22 protein-coding genes are annotated in these 19,053 nt (G+C 49.7%); 2 read left to right on the plus strand and 20 right to left on the minus strand.

Annotated features, from left to right (window positions below):
• Positions 1-12: 12 nt before the first annotated feature.
• The 7 genes from HWY38_RS03910 to HWY38_RS03940 are packed head-to-tail and all read right to left on the minus strand — an operon-like array spanning position 13 to position 7,128.
• Complete coding sequence (locus HWY38_RS03910; protein ID WP_224181298.1) at positions 13-1,017, minus strand: PseG/SpsG family protein; 1,005 nt, start codon at positions 1,015-1,017, stop codon at positions 13-15.
• A 1-nt stretch (position 1,018) separates the two neighbouring features.
• Positions 1,019-1,759: a cytidylyltransferase domain-containing protein gene (locus HWY38_RS03915; protein WP_224181416.1), complete on the minus strand. Its 741-nt coding sequence runs from the start codon at positions 1,757-1,759 to the stop codon at positions 1,019-1,021.
• Positions 1,752-2,873 carry an N-acetylneuraminate synthase family protein gene (locus HWY38_RS03920; protein ID WP_224181299.1) on the minus strand — a complete coding sequence of 374 codons (1,122 nt, stop codon included), beginning with the start codon at positions 2,871-2,873 and terminating at the stop codon, positions 1,752-1,754. Before HWY38_RS03920 ends, HWY38_RS03915 begins: the two co-directional genes overlap by 8 nt.
• Positions 2,873-3,736, minus strand: a complete 864-nt coding sequence (locus tag HWY38_RS03925) for a GNAT family N-acetyltransferase (RefSeq protein ID WP_007614531.1) — start codon at positions 3,734-3,736, stop codon at positions 2,873-2,875. The genes HWY38_RS03920 and HWY38_RS03925 overlap by 1 nt, the downstream gene beginning before the upstream one ends.
• Complete coding sequence (locus HWY38_RS03930; protein ID WP_224181300.1) at positions 3,737-4,906, minus strand: DegT/DnrJ/EryC1/StrS family aminotransferase; 1,170 nt, start codon at positions 4,904-4,906, stop codon at positions 3,737-3,739. It abuts the gene before it with no gap.
• A 22-nt stretch (positions 4,907-4,928) separates the two neighbouring features.
• Complete coding sequence (locus tag HWY38_RS03935; RefSeq protein WP_224181301.1) at positions 4,929-6,353, minus strand: CDP-glycerol glycerophosphotransferase family protein; 1,425 nt, start codon at positions 6,351-6,353, stop codon at positions 4,929-4,931.
• Between the two features lie 4 nt (positions 6,354-6,357).
• The gene (locus tag HWY38_RS03940; RefSeq protein WP_003150972.1) at positions 6,358-7,128 is read right to left on the minus strand and encodes a glycosyltransferase family 2 protein; all 771 of its coding nucleotides are present in this window, start codon (positions 7,126-7,128) and stop codon (positions 6,358-6,360) included.
• A 280-nt stretch (positions 7,129-7,408) separates the two neighbouring features.
• Here HWY38_RS03940 and gerQ point away from each other — a divergent pair, with 280 nt between their 5' ends.
• Complete coding sequence (gene gerQ / locus HWY38_RS03945; RefSeq protein WP_007614539.1) at positions 7,409-7,954, plus strand: spore coat protein GerQ; 546 nt, start codon at positions 7,409-7,411, stop codon at positions 7,952-7,954.
• 46 nt (positions 7,955-8,000) lie between these two features.
• On the opposite strand, the gene HWY38_RS03950 is transcribed toward gerQ, so the two are convergent.
• The 8 genes from HWY38_RS03950 to HWY38_RS03985 all read right to left on the minus strand — a co-directional run bounded on the left by HWY38_RS03950 (position 8,001) and on the right by HWY38_RS03985 (position 13,383).
• Positions 8,001-8,372, minus strand: coding sequence for a DUF423 domain-containing protein (locus tag HWY38_RS03950; protein ID WP_003150969.1), 372 nt, complete (start codon positions 8,370-8,372; stop codon positions 8,001-8,003).
• Between the two features lie 63 nt (positions 8,373-8,435).
• Positions 8,436-9,755, minus strand: a complete 1,320-nt coding sequence (locus tag HWY38_RS03955) for a purine/pyrimidine permease (RefSeq protein WP_224181302.1) — start codon at positions 9,753-9,755, stop codon at positions 8,436-8,438.
• A gap of 18 nt (positions 9,756-9,773) precedes the next feature.
• Positions 9,774-10,196: a YwdI family protein gene (locus HWY38_RS03960; protein ID WP_015387535.1), complete on the minus strand. Its 423-nt coding sequence runs from the start codon at positions 10,194-10,196 to the stop codon at positions 9,774-9,776.
• 59 nt (positions 10,197-10,255) lie between these two features.
• The gene (locus tag HWY38_RS03965; protein WP_012118732.1) at positions 10,256-10,939 is read right to left on the minus strand and encodes a uracil-DNA glycosylase; all 684 of its coding nucleotides are present in this window, start codon (positions 10,937-10,939) and stop codon (positions 10,256-10,258) included.
• Between the two features lie 14 nt (positions 10,940-10,953).
• Positions 10,954-11,760: a glycosyltransferase family 2 protein gene (locus HWY38_RS03970; RefSeq protein WP_224181303.1), complete on the minus strand. Its 807-nt coding sequence runs from the start codon at positions 11,758-11,760 to the stop codon at positions 10,954-10,956.
• Positions 11,761-11,844: 84 nt separating this feature from the next.
• Positions 11,845-12,372, minus strand: coding sequence for a hypothetical protein (locus tag HWY38_RS03975; RefSeq protein WP_224181304.1), 528 nt, complete (start codon positions 12,370-12,372; stop codon positions 11,845-11,847).
• Between the two features lie 44 nt (positions 12,373-12,416).
• Complete coding sequence (locus HWY38_RS03980) at positions 12,417-13,052, minus strand: permease prefix domain 1-containing protein (protein ID WP_224181305.1); 636 nt, start codon at positions 13,050-13,052, stop codon at positions 12,417-12,419.
• A complete protein-coding gene (locus HWY38_RS03985) occupies positions 13,045-13,383 on the minus strand; it encodes a PadR family transcriptional regulator (protein WP_007614551.1) in 339 nt (112 codons plus the stop codon). The genes HWY38_RS03980 and HWY38_RS03985 overlap by 8 nt, the downstream gene beginning before the upstream one ends.
• Positions 13,384-13,532: 149 nt before the next feature.
• Between HWY38_RS03985 and HWY38_RS03990 the strand changes: the two genes are divergently transcribed.
• A complete protein-coding gene (locus tag HWY38_RS03990) occupies positions 13,533-14,345 on the plus strand; it encodes a bifunctional hydroxymethylpyrimidine kinase/phosphomethylpyrimidine kinase (RefSeq protein WP_003150959.1) in 813 nt (270 codons plus the stop codon).
• 30 nt (positions 14,346-14,375) lie between these two features.
• Here the strand turns inward: HWY38_RS03990 and HWY38_RS03995 are convergent, their stop codons facing one another.
• The 5 genes from HWY38_RS03995 to HWY38_RS04015 form a co-directional block, all read right to left on the minus strand.
• On the minus strand, positions 14,376-14,651 hold the full coding sequence (locus tag HWY38_RS03995; protein WP_042635591.1) for a hypothetical protein: 276 nt from the start codon (positions 14,649-14,651) through the stop codon (positions 14,376-14,378).
• Between the two features lie 63 nt (positions 14,652-14,714).
• Positions 14,715-16,154 carry a sucrose-6-phosphate hydrolase gene (locus tag HWY38_RS04000; protein ID WP_224181306.1) on the minus strand — a complete coding sequence of 480 codons (1,440 nt, stop codon included), beginning with the start codon at positions 16,152-16,154 and terminating at the stop codon, positions 14,715-14,717.
• Positions 16,151-17,533 (minus strand): sucrose-specific PTS transporter subunit IIBC, encoded by a 1,383-nt coding sequence (locus tag HWY38_RS04005; RefSeq protein ID WP_007614557.1) that lies wholly within the window; start codon positions 17,531-17,533, stop codon positions 16,151-16,153. The genes HWY38_RS04000 and HWY38_RS04005 overlap by 4 nt, the downstream gene beginning before the upstream one ends.
• A gap of 219 nt (positions 17,534-17,752) precedes the next feature.
• Complete coding sequence (locus HWY38_RS04010; RefSeq protein ID WP_012118737.1) at positions 17,753-18,583, minus strand: PRD domain-containing protein; 831 nt, start codon at positions 18,581-18,583, stop codon at positions 17,753-17,755.
• A gap of 23 nt (positions 18,584-18,606) precedes the next feature.
• Positions 18,607-18,921 (minus strand): hypothetical protein, encoded by a 315-nt coding sequence (locus tag HWY38_RS04015; protein ID WP_032875769.1) that lies wholly within the window; start codon positions 18,919-18,921, stop codon positions 18,607-18,609.
• Between the last annotated feature and the right edge of the window lie 132 nt (positions 18,922-19,053).

Consider the following 19,053-nt stretch of genomic DNA (forward strand, 5'->3'; position numbering starts at 1 on the left):
CGTGTGGTTTTATCATAAATCATAAAGAATCGCCGCCGCCCGTTTGATGCCCCTGCCGTCAACCAGCGGCTTTCCGTTTTGATGAAGTCCGGTCCGCAGAGGATAATCAGCGGCCATGTCAGACATATGCCGTGCGAGAACGTCCGCTGATATGCCTTCACCAAGGCCGAGGTGAACGGCGGCCCCCCGTGCGGCGAATTTTCCCGCCGTCTCAGTTTGATGCTCCACTTGAGAAAGTACGATGCAGGGCACACCTGTACAAATGGTTTCATATAAAGTGATCCCGCCGGACACGACGGCCATATCAGCCCTCGAAAGAAGCGCGGCCATGTCATTTGTCTGCCTTACCATCTCGGCATACGGCATTTGTGTAAGATGCGCGCACACGTCATCAGCATGAGGCGCGGCGCCGCCCATGACGATGATCACTCGTTTTCGCTGAATGCCGGGGATGCTGCGGCATGCTTCCATCACTTTAAAGACAAGCTTCTTCGGGTCGCTTCCTCCTAATGAAACCAATATGGTCCGGCATTCTTTTCTCAGCTGATAAAGCTGTTTGGCTTTTTCAAAACCCGGATGAAGAATCAAATAATCCGGGCCTTCATATACCGCGGCGCTGCCCATTTGAACCGTCCGGCTTTTCAGCCCTCCGTAAATGCCGTTTATAACGGCATCGCATAAATGAATGACATGTTCCCGTTTTTCTTCAAATAAGACGATGCGCGCCGATGAATGCTTTTTGATTTCCTCTAACCAGTCACACGGCATATCGAGCAGATCGAATATGAGAAGGTCAGGAGCCTGCCTGTTTATTTCCCGGACAATAAATTCCTTCTGTCCCTTGTCAGGCTTGATGTTCACTTCCCATTGATCAGAAGACAGATAAGAAGAAGCCTCTTTATTTGTGTAGAACGTTATTGAGCAATTGTTCTTAATGGCACCGGCAAGCAGCTTCATCCGCACCGCGTGCCCCATGCCGATGTCACGGCCCCCGTCCGCGAAAATCAAAACCCGCATGCTAATCAGCCTCTTTTTGCCGGATCATTTGATTAATGGCCCTGAGCTCCGGATCACGATTCAGCAGATGGATCAATTCTTTTGCCGGAATATCAGGACGCGAGCCCGCTTTTACGTACAGCTCGCGGGCCAGCCTGTAGTCCTCTTCGGTATCGACGGTCAGCCGCAAGTGAGGAGCCCGGAGTTCCTGCGGGGGCTCAGGAAAGAGAAGCCGGTACTTCTCAGGAGATTCTCTTATTAAAAGCGTGACATGCTCCTGATATTTGTCCGCCAGCGTTTTGTCGGCATTGATCTCCGTTAAAAGGCGCGCGTTTACCGCCTCGCCGCCGATGCCGAGCGGTGTACCGCAAATATACGTGTAGTCTGCGTGCTGATCTAAATGCGATTGAATCAGAAAATCAAGCAGCGAAGGGTCGACAAACGGGTTATCCCCCGTCAGTCTGACTGCGATATCCGGTTTTACTTGTTCGATGACTTGTGCAAACCGGTCAAGCACGCGCTGCTCGCTGCCGCGGTGCACACGGTAGTTCTTGCTGAGGCAGTGCGCAGACAGAATGTCGTCGGTCTTGCTGTCAGACGAGGCGACAATCAGATTATCCCGTGATTGATCATAATACGCGCTTTGCCGAACCCTTTTGACAATCATATCGAGGATCGTATACCCGCCGATCGGTTTCAGCACTTTGCCGGGAAGACGCCCGCTTCCCATCCGCGCCTGAATGATAAACAAAATGTCAGTCATCATATGGGCTGCCTTTCGTCAAAAGGTCATCCCAAGTGATGCCCGTGTCGGCGGGGATATCCCTGACCGCACGCGCGCCGTCAGTTAAAAGCTCAAAATATCTCGGGTGGAGCCCCTGCGGTTTTTGACCGGGACGAAGGACGGCAAGGTTTTCAGCCGTAAAACATTCACCTTTTTGAATCGGCGCTGTTGAAAAAATGCCTCTGTAAGCGAACCTTCTGATATCCCCTTCAATCGGTGTCGTGGTTTTATGGGAGCTTCCCGACAGCACTTTCGGCACCGGAGCGTGATGCCCCTGCCGCAGCTCCGCTTCAACCGAGCGGATCGCCGCAACCATTTCTTTTAATTCATCCGGATTGAGGGCGAAGGAGTGATCAGCACCGGGCAGGTTTTTATCGATCGTAAAATGCTTTTCAATCAGTTTCGCTCCGAGCCTGACCGCCGCGCACGGCACATCATACGGATGGGCGCTGTGATCGGAGAAACCGATCACTGCATCCGGGAATGCGGCGGCAAGCATGGGAATGACGCTCAGATTGCTGTATTCAGGCGGCGCGGGATATTTCGCCACACAATGCATGATCGCAATTTCTGTGTTCCCCTCGCCGGTAATGGTTTGATAAGCCTCCTGAATATCTGAAATATCAGCGCCCGCGGTGGAAAAGATAATCGGTGTCTTCAGTCCTGCGACATATTTCAATAACGGCAGATGGTTCAGCTCGTAGGAGGCGATTTTAAAGGCTGAAGGCGAAGTCGCATACAGTAAGTCGGCAGAGCCTTCGTCACATACCGTGCTTAAAAACAGCACGCCTTTTTTCTTACAATATTCAAGCAGCGGTTCGATCCATTCGGCGGGCATTTCCATTGATTGCACCAAAGAAAATATCGAGACATCTTTTCCCGCAGCGGTTTTGTACAAGCCGGGGTCTTTCTGATACATTTTGTCAGCCTGAAACATTTGGAACTTGACCGCGTCCGCGCCGGCCTCACTGGCCGCATCTATCAATTCAAACGCCTGGCTCAGTTTTCCGTCATGATTAATTCCGGCTTCGGCGATGATGAATACGGGCGAACCTTCGCCGATTGACTTCGTTCCGATTTTGCATGATGCCATCAGTCCGCCTCCTTTCCGGGCCACACATGATAGTAGTAATAGGACGCATCCGCTTTAAATCCCATTCTTTCATACAGGCGGATGGCTCTTACATTGTGGAGCTGCGTTCCCGCTGATACAGTCTTATGCTGAAAGCGCAATGATTGTTCAATCACGTGCGCCGCTAAATGGAATCCCGCTCCTTTCCCTTCAAATCCCGGCTTTACCGCCATCAGATCAAGGACGAATTCATCGCCTTTAGACAGCCCCTGAACAAAGCCCACGGTCTCTCCCTTATATGTGGCGGCGAATTGTAACGAAGCTCTGCCTTCCGCGTTATTCCGCGCCCACTCTTCAAACAGGCGGTTTGCACTTTCATAGCTGAGATGGGGGTCTTGGTAATACCTGCTTTTTGTAAAGGCGTCGCGGGCCAGCCGTCTGATCGCTTCCGTGTCGCCGGGTCCGGCTTCTGTAATCTCAAATGGCGGCGTGCTGTTATATACACGCACCGGGCTGACGAGTTTGAGCAGACTCCCTACAAAATAAGCGTTCGGAAGCTGCTGAACGACCTGCATCGCGCCGATATCTTCAGCCGGTATTTTAATAAATATAAAATCAGTGCCGGCCGCCCGCCTTGCCGCGTAAAATTCCTGAAACAGCCTTTTGAGCTGTCCGGTGCTGTTTGCGGCTGCAAGCTTCACATTGATGATATTTTTTCGGAACAATTGACTTTCCCACGAAGAGTTTTCATATAAAATCACGCCTTGAAGGCTGTTTTCTTCCAATAAACAGAGCGACGATTCATAGGCTTCCGGCTGGATGCCCTTCTGATGCAGGAAGGCATGAATCATGTCCTGCGCAAGATTTTCCCTCAGTCTGTACACCTAATCAGCCCCTTTGACGATATCCGTAACGGCTGCAATGACGTATTCAACGTCGTTATCTGTCATTGACGGATAAAGAGGGAGTGACACGGTGCGGTGATAATACGCTGCCGCGGCCGGAAAGTCAGTTTCCTTATACCCGTACGTTTTTTGATAATACGGATGGAACGGAACCGGAATAAAATGAACACTTGTGCCGATATTATATTGGTCTTTTAAAGCGGAAATCAGATCGTTCCGGCTGACCCCGGCCTCCTGCTCCTCTATTTGAAGAACATACAGATGCCATGCATGCCGCCCGTCATCACTGACATGCGGGATGGTCAGCCCTTTCATGTGTCTGAAGGCGTCCTGGTAACGGCTCGCAATGTCGGCTCTTCTTTGCTGCATGCTGTCAATCCGTTTCAGCTGATGAAGCCCAAGCGCTGCCTGAAGATCAAACATATTCATTTTATAGCCGGGCGTTTCGACCTCGTAGTACCAGCTTCCGTTTGAAGAATAGCGGTTCCACGCGCCTTTGCTCATGCCGTGAAGGCTGAGCACCCTGATCTGATCGGCAAGCCCGTCATCGTTCGTCGTCAGCATGCCGCCTTCACCGGTTGCCAGGTTTTTTGTCGCGTAGAAGCTGAATGCCGTCGCATCACCGATTGATCCGATCATTTTCTGTTTATACGTGGTATACACGGCATGTGCGGCATCCTCTAAGACAAATAACTGATGCTTTTCGGCAATGGCCAGAATCTGATCCATATCACACGACTGGCCGGCGAAATGAACGGGTACAATCGCTTTTGTCCGCGGGGTGACGGCCGCCTCAATTTTTTCAGGGTCCGCATTCAGCGTAAGCGGATCGATGTCAACAAACACCGGAACGGCCCCTGTGTGCACGATTGTATTGGCCGTTGAACTGAACGTCACGGCAGACGTGATGACCTCGTCGCCGGGACCGATCCCTTTCGCTTTCAGGGCCAAAAACAAAGCGGCGGTACATGAGTTCAGCGCGATCGCGTGCTTTGCCCCCGTCCAGGCGGCAAAGGCTTTTTCAAACGCCTCTACTTTCGGTCCCTTTGAAAGCCAGCCCGATTCAAGCGTATCAATAACCTCCTGAATTTCGTCCTTCCCGATCATGGGCAATGAATAGGGAAGAAAAGCTGATCTTTTTTGCACCATTTTCTTTGCGCTCCTATCTTTTTTATGAAGGGTCAACCCGTCTGAAGCTGACTCCGGTTTTTTCCTGAAGCACTTGGCATAAAGCGGCAAGCGAATCCTGAACCGGGTAGTTCGCGGCGACAAAAGCACGGCGCGCCTGTTCCGCTTTTTGATATTCTGCGGGGCTTTCGCATATCCGGATTAATTCCTGAGCGAGTGCCTGCGGGTCCTCAAAGACAAATTCTCCAAGTGAGTGATAATAAGGGTATCTGCGGGTTCCCGCTGATTTTCCGATCAGCACGGGCTTTTGAAACAGCATCGCTTCAAGACCGACCGTTGATGTCTGTGTCACTGCAGCGTCAACATACGGGAGAATGTCATACAGCTCCATCTCTTTTTTGATGATTTTGCCTGCTTTATATTTCCGCAGCACCTGATTGTAAGCATCCAGCTTGTTTTTGCCGATTTCCCACGGATGCGGTTTAATAATGAGCTGCATGTTCTTTTGGCCGGCAAGCTCTTCAAGCACTCCCGTATAAAATTCATCAGAAAACGGCTGCGTGGCGATCAGCACCGTCCGCTGTGACGGGAGAAAAGAAAGTTTGCGGTAAAACGTATCCTGATCTATCGGTTCTCTTGAGAAAATCTCGTCGAAACGGGGATGGCCCGTGATGATGATTTGTTCATCCCTGCAGCCTTTTGCTTTATACCACTCCGCTTCATAAGCCCCGAATACAGCCTGATAGTCCGTAAATACGGGCAGAAACGCTTCATCTCCCATGAGCGCTCCGTGCTGCAGACAGATGCTGACGGCGTTTTTTTTCGCGGACACCAGCGCCAGCACACGGCTGTAAATATCCTCCGTCGTGCCGACTACAACGGCGGAAACCTTCTCGGCCGTAAACAAAATATCAACGGCATCAATCGCTTCAATAAATAATGGAATGTCTTTATACAAACGTTCCTGAAATTCTCTGTTTCCGAAAGCGGGATGGCTGTGAAGCTCTTTCAAAATGGAATGGGCTTTTTCAATATAAGGGACGGGGTTCCCTTTTTGCCCCATTCCCGTCAGCTCCAATTTGCAGATAACGGGCAGCCCGTAATGGTCAGGCAGACTCCATCTGGCCAGTACCGCTGTTTTTGCCGGATCAAACTGCCGGTAATTTCCCTCGGTGAACCGAAGATGATCGAAATGCAGAATGACTTTTCCGTTTACCGGTTTCTCATCTGTTTTCTTAATGTTTTGCCTTTTTTGATCATAATATGGCTGTATACCGGCTTCAGGAATATGCTGATCAGCCGGACCGAAAAGCTCTGGGTTCTGCTCCATGCTCTCCCGAAGCGCCGGACTGATATATTGATAAAAATTACTGATCAATGCGAGCGGGATGTCTTTGTAGCGAAGTGACTGAAAAAGGTCAATATACTGCCGGTACAGCACCCAATAGTTCGCTAAGTATGCCGACAAGCCCTCACCCCTTCCCAAGCTTTTTTAATGATTCCCTCAGCTCCCGGCACGTGGTCTGCTGCGGAAGGCTGTTCACAAACTCGTTTTTCTCCGCCGCGAAAAGCTGATAATGGATGGATTGATCGGTAATATAATTGATATCAAGCTCCTCAGAAATCGGGTAAAACGGATAAAAATGATTCACTCTCCAGAAGAAACGGGCGTCACCGATCCGGTAAAACGCGGGGCTTTCATCCCAATAGGAACCGAATGCCGATTTGACCTGTTCCAGCACGGAAAACCGGTGCATGACCGAACAATGGTCAATGGCGCACGGCGCGTTCCACACGATCCGTTCGGCGGGCCTGGCCGTCTCCTTCACCGTCTCTTTCCGCTGATTCAGATGATAGGTTTTGGAACTTGAATACACGACGGCTTTTTCCGGGTCTTCATCAAGCTCTTTCACCATTTTCTCAAGCCGTTCCGGCACATACGTGTTGTCGTCGGTCGCATACGTCACGTACTCGCCCTCCGCCATTTCTATTGCCTGATTAATCAAGGCGGCGTAGCGTGTTTTTTCCGTTCTTTCTTTGACGCCCGATACATCGCTTTGATAAAACCGGACGCGGTCATCCGTGAGAAAAGGACGTATTTCCGCCAATGTCGCTTCATTTGAGTTGTCATCCATAATGAACAGCTCAAAGTCCGTAAACGTCTGAGACAAAATACTTTTAATAGAGCGGGCCACATAGTCACTTTTGTTATAGCTCGTCATGATCACTGACACTTTAGGCAACTCGTCACCCCCTTTTCGCACCTGAAACTACCGCTATCATATGTTCCTTATGCGGAAGATGCGCTAGGAATACAGACTATTATGTGAAAAGTCAGCATCGCGCGCACAAAAAAAGCCGGCTCTGATGTCCGGACTTATTGGAGCGTATTTTCTTTTTCCGCATAAATCTTTCTTTGGGCTCATATGGTGGAATAGATAAAAACAGCAGCCTCTCTGTCGGCTGTCTGATACTTTTCAGGAGGTTTCAGCATCAAGAGGTTTTCATCAAAGGAGGAACAATATGAAACCGAAAAAGAATCAATATCAGCAAATGCAAGGGATGGGGATGGGAATGGATATGCAAGGATACCAGCCGCAGCTCGGGCCTAATCCTTATCCGCAGCCTCAGGGCCAAGGATCACAAATGATGCCGATGCAGCAGCAAATGACAATGCCGATGCAGCAAGGCCAGCAGAGCTTCGGCGGGGGGTTCCCCGGCCAGCCGCAGCAGCAGGGCGGCGGCAGCTTTCAGATTCCGTCAGGTCCATCATCGTCACAAAACGTTCCCGGCATGCTGCCGATTGAAGAGTCATACATTGAAAATATTCTGCGGTTGAACCGGGGCAAAACGGCGACGATTTATATGACATTTGAAAACAGCAAAGAATGGAATTCAAAGATTTTCCGCGGTGTGATTCAGGCGGCGGGACGTGACCATATCATCATCAGCGATCCGAAAACGGGCACCCGCTATCTGCTTCTGACCATTTACCTTGATTACATCACGTTTGATGAGGAAATCGCTTATACTTATCCGTACTCCATGTCTTCTTATTCTCCGAGATAAATCAAAAAGCCAATCGCTCACTTGACAGAGGATTGGCTTTTTTTCTTTATAAATATTTGACGGCCGCGACGATAATCATAATCCAAGAGATGATAAACGCCACGCCGCCGAGCGGTGTAATCGCGCCGAGAATGGAAATCTGCGTCACGCTCAATACGTACAGGCTTCCTGAAAACAGAACGATGCCCGCAAACATCAGCCAGCCCGCAACAGAAACACTGCCTGCGCCAGAAAGCTTTTCGGCCAAAAACGCGACAGCCAGAAGACCGAGCGCGTGATACATATGATATTGCACGCCTGTGTGCCACACCTGCAAATATTTATCGGGGATTTTCCCTTCAAGCCCATGCGCGCCGAAAGCGCCCAGCGCCACGGCCAATAAAGCGTTAATCGCACCAAGAATAATAAACACTTTCATCTATTTTTCTCCCGCCTTTTCGTTAAAGTTTCCAATTCAATCATAACCCAACATCGGCAAAATTCAACGTCCGCCGTCCGATGACACGAGATTGTCGGATTTTTTCTTTTTGATAAGCTGGATTCGGTCAATCGCTATCGCCAGCAGCGTCCCGAGCACAAGACCGTTGCTTAAGAGCGAAATCAGTATCGGATGCATTCCCGATAACGCGCTCTCCGGCACAAACATGATGCCGACCCCCGTCAGGAGCGCCAGACCGATAATGGAGCGGATTCGTTTTTGCTCCGCTTTCTCATAAGAGTCAAACTCCGTAAAGGCAAGACCCGCCATCGTGGAGAAAACGACGAAGTTTACCGCAAAGCCGACCGGTGAGGGCAGACTCGCAAACGCATTCATAAATAGCGGGATCATACTGATGATCATGACAAATACACTTCCCAAAAGAAACGGCTTTTTCGAAGGAAGCTTCGTCGTCTCAATAAAACCGGCCGCTCCTGAAATCGGCACAGGCGCAATGCCCCCTGACAGTCCGCTCAAAAGGTGGCTGATCGAAGCCGCAAACCCTGCCGGACGCTCACGCCGCTTCCCGACGGTGCCGCCGAATTTTTTCACCGCCGCTTCTACAACCCGGATGCTCGCGAGCATGTTGACAATCAAAAGCACGGTAATGAAGAGTGACGTAATGATCAGGCCGCTGTCAAACACGGGTTTTCCAAACGGAAAAAGAGCCGGCAGCTGAATCACGCGGTCCGGTATTTGAATCGGTTTGGCAGCGCCGAAGATGGCGAATAAGATCCATCCGCCGGCAAGCGAAAGGAGAATCGCATACTGTCTTAAGAACGTAACATTCGATCGGGACATGATGAACATCGCCGCCGTCACAACCATGGCGAGCCCGAATACAAGGCCGTCGACGCTGTTTTTTAAATAGCCGATGCCCAAAAGGCCTTTCACAATCGGCTGACTCAGCTGCATGACCAACAGCAGCAGATACACACCGGTCACAACCGGCGTAAACAGCACGGCCAGCCGTTCAATCACTTTAAAAAGGCTGAACAAAAAGAAAAAGACAGCGCTTAATAACAGCGCCCCCTGCAGCGCCCGCAGCGTCTCGCCGAATGTCGCGAACACCGTGCCAGTCAGTCCGCCGTAAATCGTGTATACGCCCCACCATAAGCCTGCCGGGCTTTCATTAATCGGCAGACGATGTCCCTGGAGACATTGGATGACCGCGGCGACGCCAAGCACAAAAAATGTGCTCTGAATCAATGCGGCAGAATCGGCATGGTTCAAGTGAAATGATTGTGCGATGGCGACAGGAACTACAATCGCAGCCGCAATCATAAATGCCGTCCATTGCAAACCCCCGAGTATCAGTTTCAAGTCAATCAACCTCTCCTGTTAAAAATCGAAAATGGAATCCCCGTTTCCGTCTTCCTCACGTTCGTCTTTCGCTTTTTTCTGATATTGGTTCAGCCCGGCGCTGCCCATCATTTTTTCAAGCAGCAGCGGGTCTGTCGAAGGAGACGCGGAAGGTTTCGGCGCCGCTTTCGGAATCGGATTCTGCACAGGCGCCGGAGCGGTGTGCGTCTGAGTGCCGAGCACGACATCACACAGAGAGCGGATGGCGGCCGCGTGCATTTTGACCTCCTCGGTGCGGGTCGCCGTTTTCGCCTGCCTCAGTTCTTCTTCCATCTTCTGAATCAAAGCAGAGATATGTATGTTCATGAGTAAATCCTCCAGCAGTAATTTGTCTTCTTCCTGCATTTTATCAAATTTCTGAGCGAATCGCAGAATTGAGTTTGTTATTTTTTCTGACGGCATATCGCCCTGAACGCCAAAAAAGACGCTTCCGCCGGGCGGAAGCGCCTCAAAAAAACCGTTTATTGCGGCAGGTCGGGGATGCACCAATCGATCGGCTGCTCCCCCATTTTTTCAAGGGCGGCGTTTGTACGGGAAAACGGTCTGCTCCCGAAAAAACCGTTCCTTGCCGAAAACGGGCTCGGATGAGTCGATTCAATAATAATGTGTTTCGATGTGTCAATGCGCTCTTTTTTCATCTGCGCGTGACGCCCCCACAGGATAAAGACAATCGGCTTCTCTCTTTCATTCACCACATCAATGATGCGGTCAGTGAGCCGCTCCCATCCCTTGCCTTTGTGGGAATTGGCCTGACCGCGGCGAACCGTAAGCACTGTGTTTAACAAAAGCACTCCCTGCTTCGCCCAGCTGACGAGCGATCCGTGGTTCGGTACGGAGCAGCCGATATCGTCCTGAAGCTCTATGAAAATATTTTTCAAAGACGGCGGCTGTCTGACTCCGGGCTGAACGGAAAAACTAAGCCCGTGCGCCTGTCCTGGCCCGTGATACGGGTCCTGTCCGAGAATGACCGCTTTTACATCCTCATAGGGCGTATAATGCAAGGCGTTAAAAATATCATGGCTGTCAGGATAAATCGTTTGGCTGCTGTATTCTTGTTTCAGCATTTCTCTCAGCTCTTGATAATACGGTTTGTCAAATTCATCTTTCAGCTGATTCCACCAGCTGTCTTTTAAAAGCTGTTTCAAACTGTCCGTCCCCCTTATGAACTGTGCAGTCTTGAATGAACGGGCTTTCCGTCCCACACAATGTCAGTCGGCGCCTCCCGCCTCTTCATGTCCGGCTCTTCAAGAAGAACCGCGAAGTTTTTCGTCGGGAGCTCCCCAAGCCCGTGCTTTTCGCTTAACCGGTCTAAGTACCGCTTCCGTTTGCCGCCGAGATCCGCGGACTGATTGCCGCCTCCCTCAAAAAACGCATATATGACGCTCGCGCAAGGAACACGCTCCACACGGTGCTGTTTTGCGGCGCGCAAATAAAAGTCCCAGTCCCAATAATTATGGACATCCGGATCAAAATACCCTAACGTGTCATGCAGAGAACGTCTGTACATGCTGCCTGACGGAACGTACGTGGAAAATACCCGCATATCCGCATAATCCGCCGTATAGGCGAACGGCTTTCGTGACACCGGATATCTCGTGCCGCCCCGTTCTTCAAATGACACAATTTCCGCGTCAGAATGGACAAAGTCCGCATCAGCAAGTGCCGCCGCCATTCTTTCCAAATGGCCCGGCGTAATGAAATCATCATCATCGCACAGCATGATACAATCACCCGACGCTTTTTTCACACCTGCGTTCCGCGCTTCCACATGTCCGGCATTCTGTTCTAAATCAATAATCTGAATCGGCAGATCGCTGTACAGCTGCTTCGCTTGTTCGACCGATTCCCCGGCATCATTTACAATGATCACTTCATAAGGCTTTATGGTCTGCATGGAAATCGACTCCAGCAGCTCACACAAAGCCGGAATCCGGTTATACGTGACTATGACAATTGATATATTCATGACCCGCTCCTTCTGCTTTTTCTCATGTTCTATTAAAACATAAAGCGGCGGAGAGATCAGGGGGGATTTTTGATTTCGGCCCATTCAGAAACAAATCCAGGTCATACCCGCCAGCAAAACGAGAATGATCAGAAGGTCCCCCCAAACAGTGCATACCGCCTTGGCATTAAGTCTGCCCGCCTCCATGGCGTTCCAAAGTTTTGATTGATAAACAGGAACCAACACCATCGCATAGCATGTGCACAAACAGACAAAAGCCGGCGGGACAAGCGCACATCCATCCTCATTCCAATCATGAATCAGTTCCGGTATACTCACCCCGCTGTCAATGTACAAGTATAATATACCCGCCAGCGGAATGAGCGAACTGATCTGCAGCTCGAAAAGTTTCACCTTCCACTCACGCGCAAACGAAACGGCCCAAATCCATCCCAGCGCATAAAACAATAGAAGAAGCAAAATACTGAAAACAACAAATATAGCGTCTTGCATCCCATTCAGAACCATAATAAAAAGACTCACAACGGACAATGCAAGAACCAAGCCGCAGACGGTAAATACTGTAACGGCTATTTGGGCGCACGCGCCGTACATCCACGAACCTAATCTCATTTTAACACCCCTATATAGATTACCTATGTATATAGTGAAAAAGATCAGGCTAGCCTCTGCCTGCCTGCGTAAAAACCTATTTTGCCGCAAAACGGAAAACATACCGTCACAACGGCGCATACTGCCGCAAAACTCGGTGTGACCGCCGAAGGAAACAGCCCAGCCGGAACCAGATTGAACAAAAAGACAAACATAAAACATAGATTCGGCACCATTGAAGCCCATACCGTCCGCTCAGTAAGCTTTTTGCCGCCAGCCCCGAACTCTTTGCCGGCTTGATAGCCGATTTGGAACCAATACAGCACATAACCGATCATAATCAGCCATACTGACACGGAAATCCCTTTCCACAGCGCGTCAACAGCGGGATGAATCCGCCACGCGTGCATCATCGTAATCATCGCCCCCATCACAAAAAGACCGCAGTTGCAGAACAGATAAAAGAGCATAAAAGTCCGCGCGGGCACCGCCGAAGCTTTTTGAAAAGCAGAGATAATTTCAGACGGAGTCCCCACTTCCCGCAGAATAAGCGCCATCGCTTCGCTTTCGGTTTTGCCTTTTTCCAGATGATCACAAATGGCATGATGAATATGGCTTTCGATTTCCTTTAATAATTCACGGCTTCCGGCCTTGCCTTCCAGCCCTTTTCTGATTTCCTGCACATAAAGGTCCTTATCCATTCTGCCCGCCCCGCTTCAGCATCCGGTCCATCAGAGCAGAGAACAGATTCCATTCCTTCGTCCGTTCGGCTAGAATGGTCTTTCCTTCATCGGTGATCCGGTAATATTTTCGGTCCGGCCCTTTCGTCTGCTTTTCCCAGTAAGAAGAAATATAGCTTTGGCGTTCAAGCTTATGAAGCGATGGGTACAGCGTGCCTTCCTTCATTTGCAGTTCATTCCCGCTTCTTTTCTCCATTTCTTTCACAAGTTCATACCCGTACATGGGCCGTTCATTCAGCAGCGTCAGCACCAGAATGACCGTGCTTCCCTTTACAAGCTCCCTGTTGAGCATTTATTTTCTCACCCTTACCTAGTAATCTTATGTAGGTATTGTACGCACATCCCCCGCGGCTGTCAAATCATTCCTCCAAGCCTTCCGTATTGTGATCGGGAGAAAATCTAACTATAATGAGATATAAAACACTGATGGAGGCCATTGATATGTCAATGCACAAAGCACTTACTATTGCCGGTTCTGATTCCAGCGGCGGCGCGGGAATTCAGGCCGATTTAAAAACATTTCAAGAAAAAAACGTATACGGAATGACGGCTTTGACCGTGATCGTAGCGATGGACCCGGAGAACAGCTGGGATCATCAAGTATTTCCGATCGATGCCGATACGATTCGCGCACAGCTGGCAACGATTGTTGACGGAATCGGCGTAGACGCCATGAAAACGGGAATGCTCCCTACCGTGGAGATCATAGAGCTTGCGGCGAAAACGATTAAAGAAAAACAGCTGAAGAATGTCGTTATCGATCCTGTCATGGTCTGCAAAGGAGCGAATGAAGTGCTGTATCCGGAGCATGCCGAAGCGCTTCGCACCCAATTGGCGCCTCTGGCAACCGTCATCACGCCAAACCTGTTTGAAGCAAGCCAGCTGAGCGGTATGGATGAATTAAAAACAGTGGAAGACATGAAAGAAGCGGCCAAGAAAATTCACGAACTCGGCGCGAAATATGTATTGATTACAGGCGGAGGCAAATTGAAACATGAAAAAGCGATCGACGTGCTGTATGACGGAGAAACCGCGGAAGTATTAGAAAGCGAAATGATTGATACACCTTACACGCACGGAGCCGGATGCACATTCTCCGCCGCCGTGACGGCAGAACTGGCCAAAGGCGCTGAAGTGAAGGAAGCCATCTATGCGGCAAAAGAATTTATCACCGCGGCAATCAAAGAATCCTTCCCGCTGAACCAATACATCGGACCGACTAAACATTCGGCGATGCGCCTTAGCGGAAAATAAAATAAATATCCCCCTCATGATCGAGGGGGATTATTTCATTTTTTTCGCGGATGACCGCAAAAACATCTCAATAGACTGCACAAATAGCGCATATTCCTTCATCTGTTCATATGTATGCATTAGCCGATCACTCCATTCATTGTGCGGCTCAGCTCTCTTGAGCATGCGATTCAGCTGAAGCAATACTTCTTTATATTCTTCCCGCTTATCTTCCACTTGCTCTGCGGCTTTGACAAGTAAACATTTCGGCGTCATCTTCTGATTTTTCAAAACTGAGAAAACAACTCCTTTTATTCCTGGAATCATAGGCTTTCGTTTGAAGAATAGCACAGATGGCATAGGTTTCACATAAGAAAAAAGAACGATTTTCTACAAAAGTGTCCAAATTGAGCCATTTATTTCCGTTTTTCCTACCGAAGTGACGGTTACGTCATCATTTCCCGGGAAAGGAAAATATCTGGCGCTGAATACCTCTTCTCCATCATTCAAAAACAATTCGATGGAGGATGCATCCAGAAACAGCTGCACAGAATGCACCTCGCTGATGGCGCAGCTTCTCGTTTCTTTTTCTTCTCCGCTGAAAGCGGTGCGCTCCAGCACAGCCATCCCCTCTTCCTGATGAAATATAAACCGGGCCGCGCCCCGAATTGAGATTTCAAAACCGGATTCGCAAGTGATGTCTTCCAGCAGCACTTCAGCCCGGGACGCATCTTTCACCGGGAGGCTTACAGACGAGCAATTCAATTGAAGCCGGCGCTTTTGTTCATCCGTGCGGCGTGATTTCATTTCCGGGAGCGGGCGCTGTATGATTCTGCCGTTAGACAGTGACAGCTGTCTCGGCATCGTTAAGCAGTGAATCCAGTGATACGCATGTGTCGGATGTTTGTCCTCATGCTGATCCGGAACGCCCATCCACGCGAACAGAATTCTCCGTCCCTTATCATCTTCCAGCGTCTGCGCCGCATAAAAATCAAATCCTCTGTCAAGCTCCGTAAATTCACCGTGCTTAAACTCTGGCGGCTCTGTATGCAGCCTGCCGAGGAAATAGCCCGCCTGGTGGCTGTTATGATATTTTATCCCGTCGGCTTCAAGCCCCTGCGGACATACGAGCAGCACGTCTGTTCCGTCAAGGGAAAACAGGTCGGGACATTCCCACATATAGCCGAATGACCCGAGACCGCCGGAGTCCGCCCCCGCAATCGCACCGAGAAACGTCCAATCCGTCAAGTTCTCTGATGTGAACAATACAGCGCTTCCGGTGAGCTTTTCTGTCTGCGCGCCGAGCACCATGTAATACGCTCCGTCTTTCTTCCAAACCTTCGGATCACGGAAATGAGCGGTATAGCCTTCCGGGAGACGCGCGACGACTCCTTTTTTTTCAAATACGATCCCGTCTTCGGATACGGCGAGGCATTGATACGTTTCCCGATTGCCTTCTTCGTCACGGACATTGCCTGTGTACATCAGGCAGAGCCGGCCGTCTTTTTCGATGGCGCTTCCGGAATAACAGCCGTTTTTGTCATACCACTCACCCGGCGCAAGCGCGATTTCTTCCTCTTTCCACTCAACGAAATCCTTCGTCGTCACATGCGCCCAAAATTTCGCGCCATGTCCCGTATGAAATGGCTGCCATTGAAAAAACAAGTGATATACGCCGTTCCATTGGATCACGCCGTTCGGATCATTTAAAAGCCCGACCGGCGGCATAATATGATAGTTCTGGCGGTATGGATCTGACGCGGCTGTTTCTCCCCGCTTCTTTTTCGCTTCCTCAGCCTGCAGGCGCAGCTCTTGATCCGGTGTCCTCATTTGACGGCCTCCTTTTCTTTAGCTCCCATAATGTAAGCGGCAATAAACGCCGAGACAGAGGCGATGCCCATTCCGATCAGATAGTTTATAAGATTTCCTAAACCGAGCGGAGCCGTGATGGCAATCATCGGAATTCCGGTCAGACCGTAGGCATTGGCGGCGACACCGGTCACCACGACATAGGCTCCTCCCAGCGCTCCGCCGATCATTCCCGCGATAAACGGCTTACGGTACCTTAGGTTCACACCGAAAATGACTGGTTCGGTTACGCCGAGAAAAGCGGAAAATGCGGCAGGCAGAGCGATTTCTTTCATTTTCGCTTTTTTCGTCAGGAAAAATACAGCCAGTCCCGCCGCGCCCTGAGCGACATTCGCCATCGACCAGATAGGAAGGATATAGTTTCTGCCCAAATCAGCGATGAGGCCGGCCTCAATCGCATGAAAGCTGTGATGCACACCGGTAAGCACAATAAGCGGATAAAGACCGCCGAAAAGCAGTCCGGCAACAATTCCCGCATGATCATACACATATGTCAGCGAGACGGTAATGCCTGATCCGATCGCCCTGCCAAGCGGACCGATTGCGATAAAGGTAATAAATCCTGTGACAATCACCGTGACAAACGGCGTGACCAATAAATCGAATGCGTGAGGCACGATTTTTCTGGTGCCCTTTTCCACTTTGCTCATAATGTAAACGGCTAACAGTACGGGGATGACCGTCCCTTGGTAGCCGAGCAGCGCAATGTCGAAGCCGAAGAGCTGCATAAAATCAGGCGATGCATCCGCAAGCCCCCACGGATTCAAAAGCGCCGGATGGATCATAATTCCCCCGAGCACGGCACCGAGATAGGCATTACCGCCGAATTCCTTCGCCGCGCTGAACCCGATGAATACGGGCAGGAAGATAAACGCCGCGCTTGAAAACATGTCTAAAAGCTTAAACAGTGATGATTGTTCAGACACCCAGTGAAAAGCCTTCATCATGCCGAGCAGCCCCATTAAAAGTCCGCTTGCCACGATAGCCGGAATGATGGGAACGAATATGTTAGACAGTGTCTTCGCAAATCTTGCGGCCGGATTCAGCTTTTTTTTCGCTGCGTCCTGATGTGTCTCACGATCTTCCCGCCCCAAATCGGCTTCTTTTGAAAAAGCGTCATACACTTTATTCACGAGGCCGGTGCCGAATATAATCTGATATTGCCCCGAGCTGCTGAAAGCCCCTTTTACGCCTTCTATTTCTTCGATGCCGGCCTGGCTGATCTTCTGTTCATCTTGAATGACGAGCCTGAGCCGCGTCGCGCAATGTGTCGCGCTGATGATATTTGATTCCCCTCCGATATGTTTGATAAGCTGTTTTGCCGTTTCTTGATAATTCATTATGTATCCCCCTTTCTAAAATCAAAAAAGACCTAAAATTCGCCAACGAAAAAGGTCAGTATGATCCCTTTTTCATGTACGCAAATTTTAGGTCTTGCCTGCATTACCAGTCACAATCCCGCCGGATTCAGTTTTTTTAATGCGCTTTCATTCTATTTCATGACAGCGCTTTCGTCAATATGTTTTCATAAAAAAAGTCTGTTTCTCGAAACAGACGCGTTATTCCGGGTTTTTTTGCAGACGCTGGACATGCAGCGTAATATAGCCGGCCTCGGATTCCGGCAGTTCCAAATCATATTCATTTTTTAAAAACGCCGCCAGTTCAAGCGCACACCGATAAGCAAACGGATACTTTTTTTGGATGAAATAAAGCATCTCCTCGTCCATGGAATGGAGTGCTTCATTTGAGTCCAACCGGCTGACCGCATACCGTAAGTGCGTGACGAGGCGCTGATAGGAAATACTGTCTTCATCCACCTTCTGTTCGAAAAAGGATTCGATCTTTTCGATCATTTCTTTAATCATGGTTGTATGCTTCATCGCCGAATACATGCTTTTGGCATCCGCCTTGGCAGTGTGGATATGAAGCGCGATATACCCCGCCTCATCATCAGGCAATGATATACCGAGGGTTTGTTTCACGTGTTCAACCGCCCAGCGGCCGATCTCATATTCTTTTTTATAAAGCGCCTTAATTTCATGAAGCAATCGGTTATGCACCTGAAGGCCGTTTTGAATCCTTTCGATCGCAAAGGATAAATGGTCCGCCAGCGCAATGTGGATGTGATCGCTCAAAGGTGCCGCAAGCTCTCCCTCCGCATGGCTGATGATATCTTCAGCCGCCTCTATATGCTCTTCGGGAAGCGTTTCTAACACTTGTTTGAACTTTTCATTTTCGTCGTGCACGACAAATATTTTTTCAATTTTATGTTTTTGAATCACATCATTTTTTCTCTTTTGAAAAGCGATTCCGGGACCCATTACGATCTTTTCCCGTCCGTCTTCTTTTATTAACGCCGCATTGTTATTTAATACTTTGTCTATTCTCAAGAGGTTCGCTCCCGTTCTTATGTTTAGTGGGATTGTACCCTCTTTTTCATATGATGTAAAGGTGTCGGACCCGCGCGCTCCCGTTTCGGCAATTCTTTGCGGACAGGCATCCATCGGTTTTTATCCAGCCTGCCGCGGGCCGATTTTGTTTCATCGGTCAAATCCGCCGATCGGACACGGCTCACAAACGAAAAAGCCCCAGCCGTCCGCTTCGCTTTCTTATGATAAGCCGCTTGGTTTCCGTACACGGCGGCTAATGGATATCTTCCGTTACCCGGCGCCATCCAGTTCATCAGAAAGACCATCCACACCCGTAAAGATACTAGCAAACGTTTCATTGCAAATCATCCCTCCGCTTCTTTTTGACAGACAGCTTGTTCGCAGGCCTGTTTTTCTCTCCGCTTTAACGGAAAAGGCGGCCGATCCTTCTCCGCTAAAAACTAGCGGGTCTAGCAACCCTATGACTCTAT

The sequence above is a fragment of the Bacillus sp. KS1 genome, from assembly GCF_020075515.1.
In the GTDB taxonomy this organism is placed as follows: Bacteria; Bacillota; Bacilli; order Bacillales; family Bacillaceae; genus Bacillus; species Bacillus velezensis.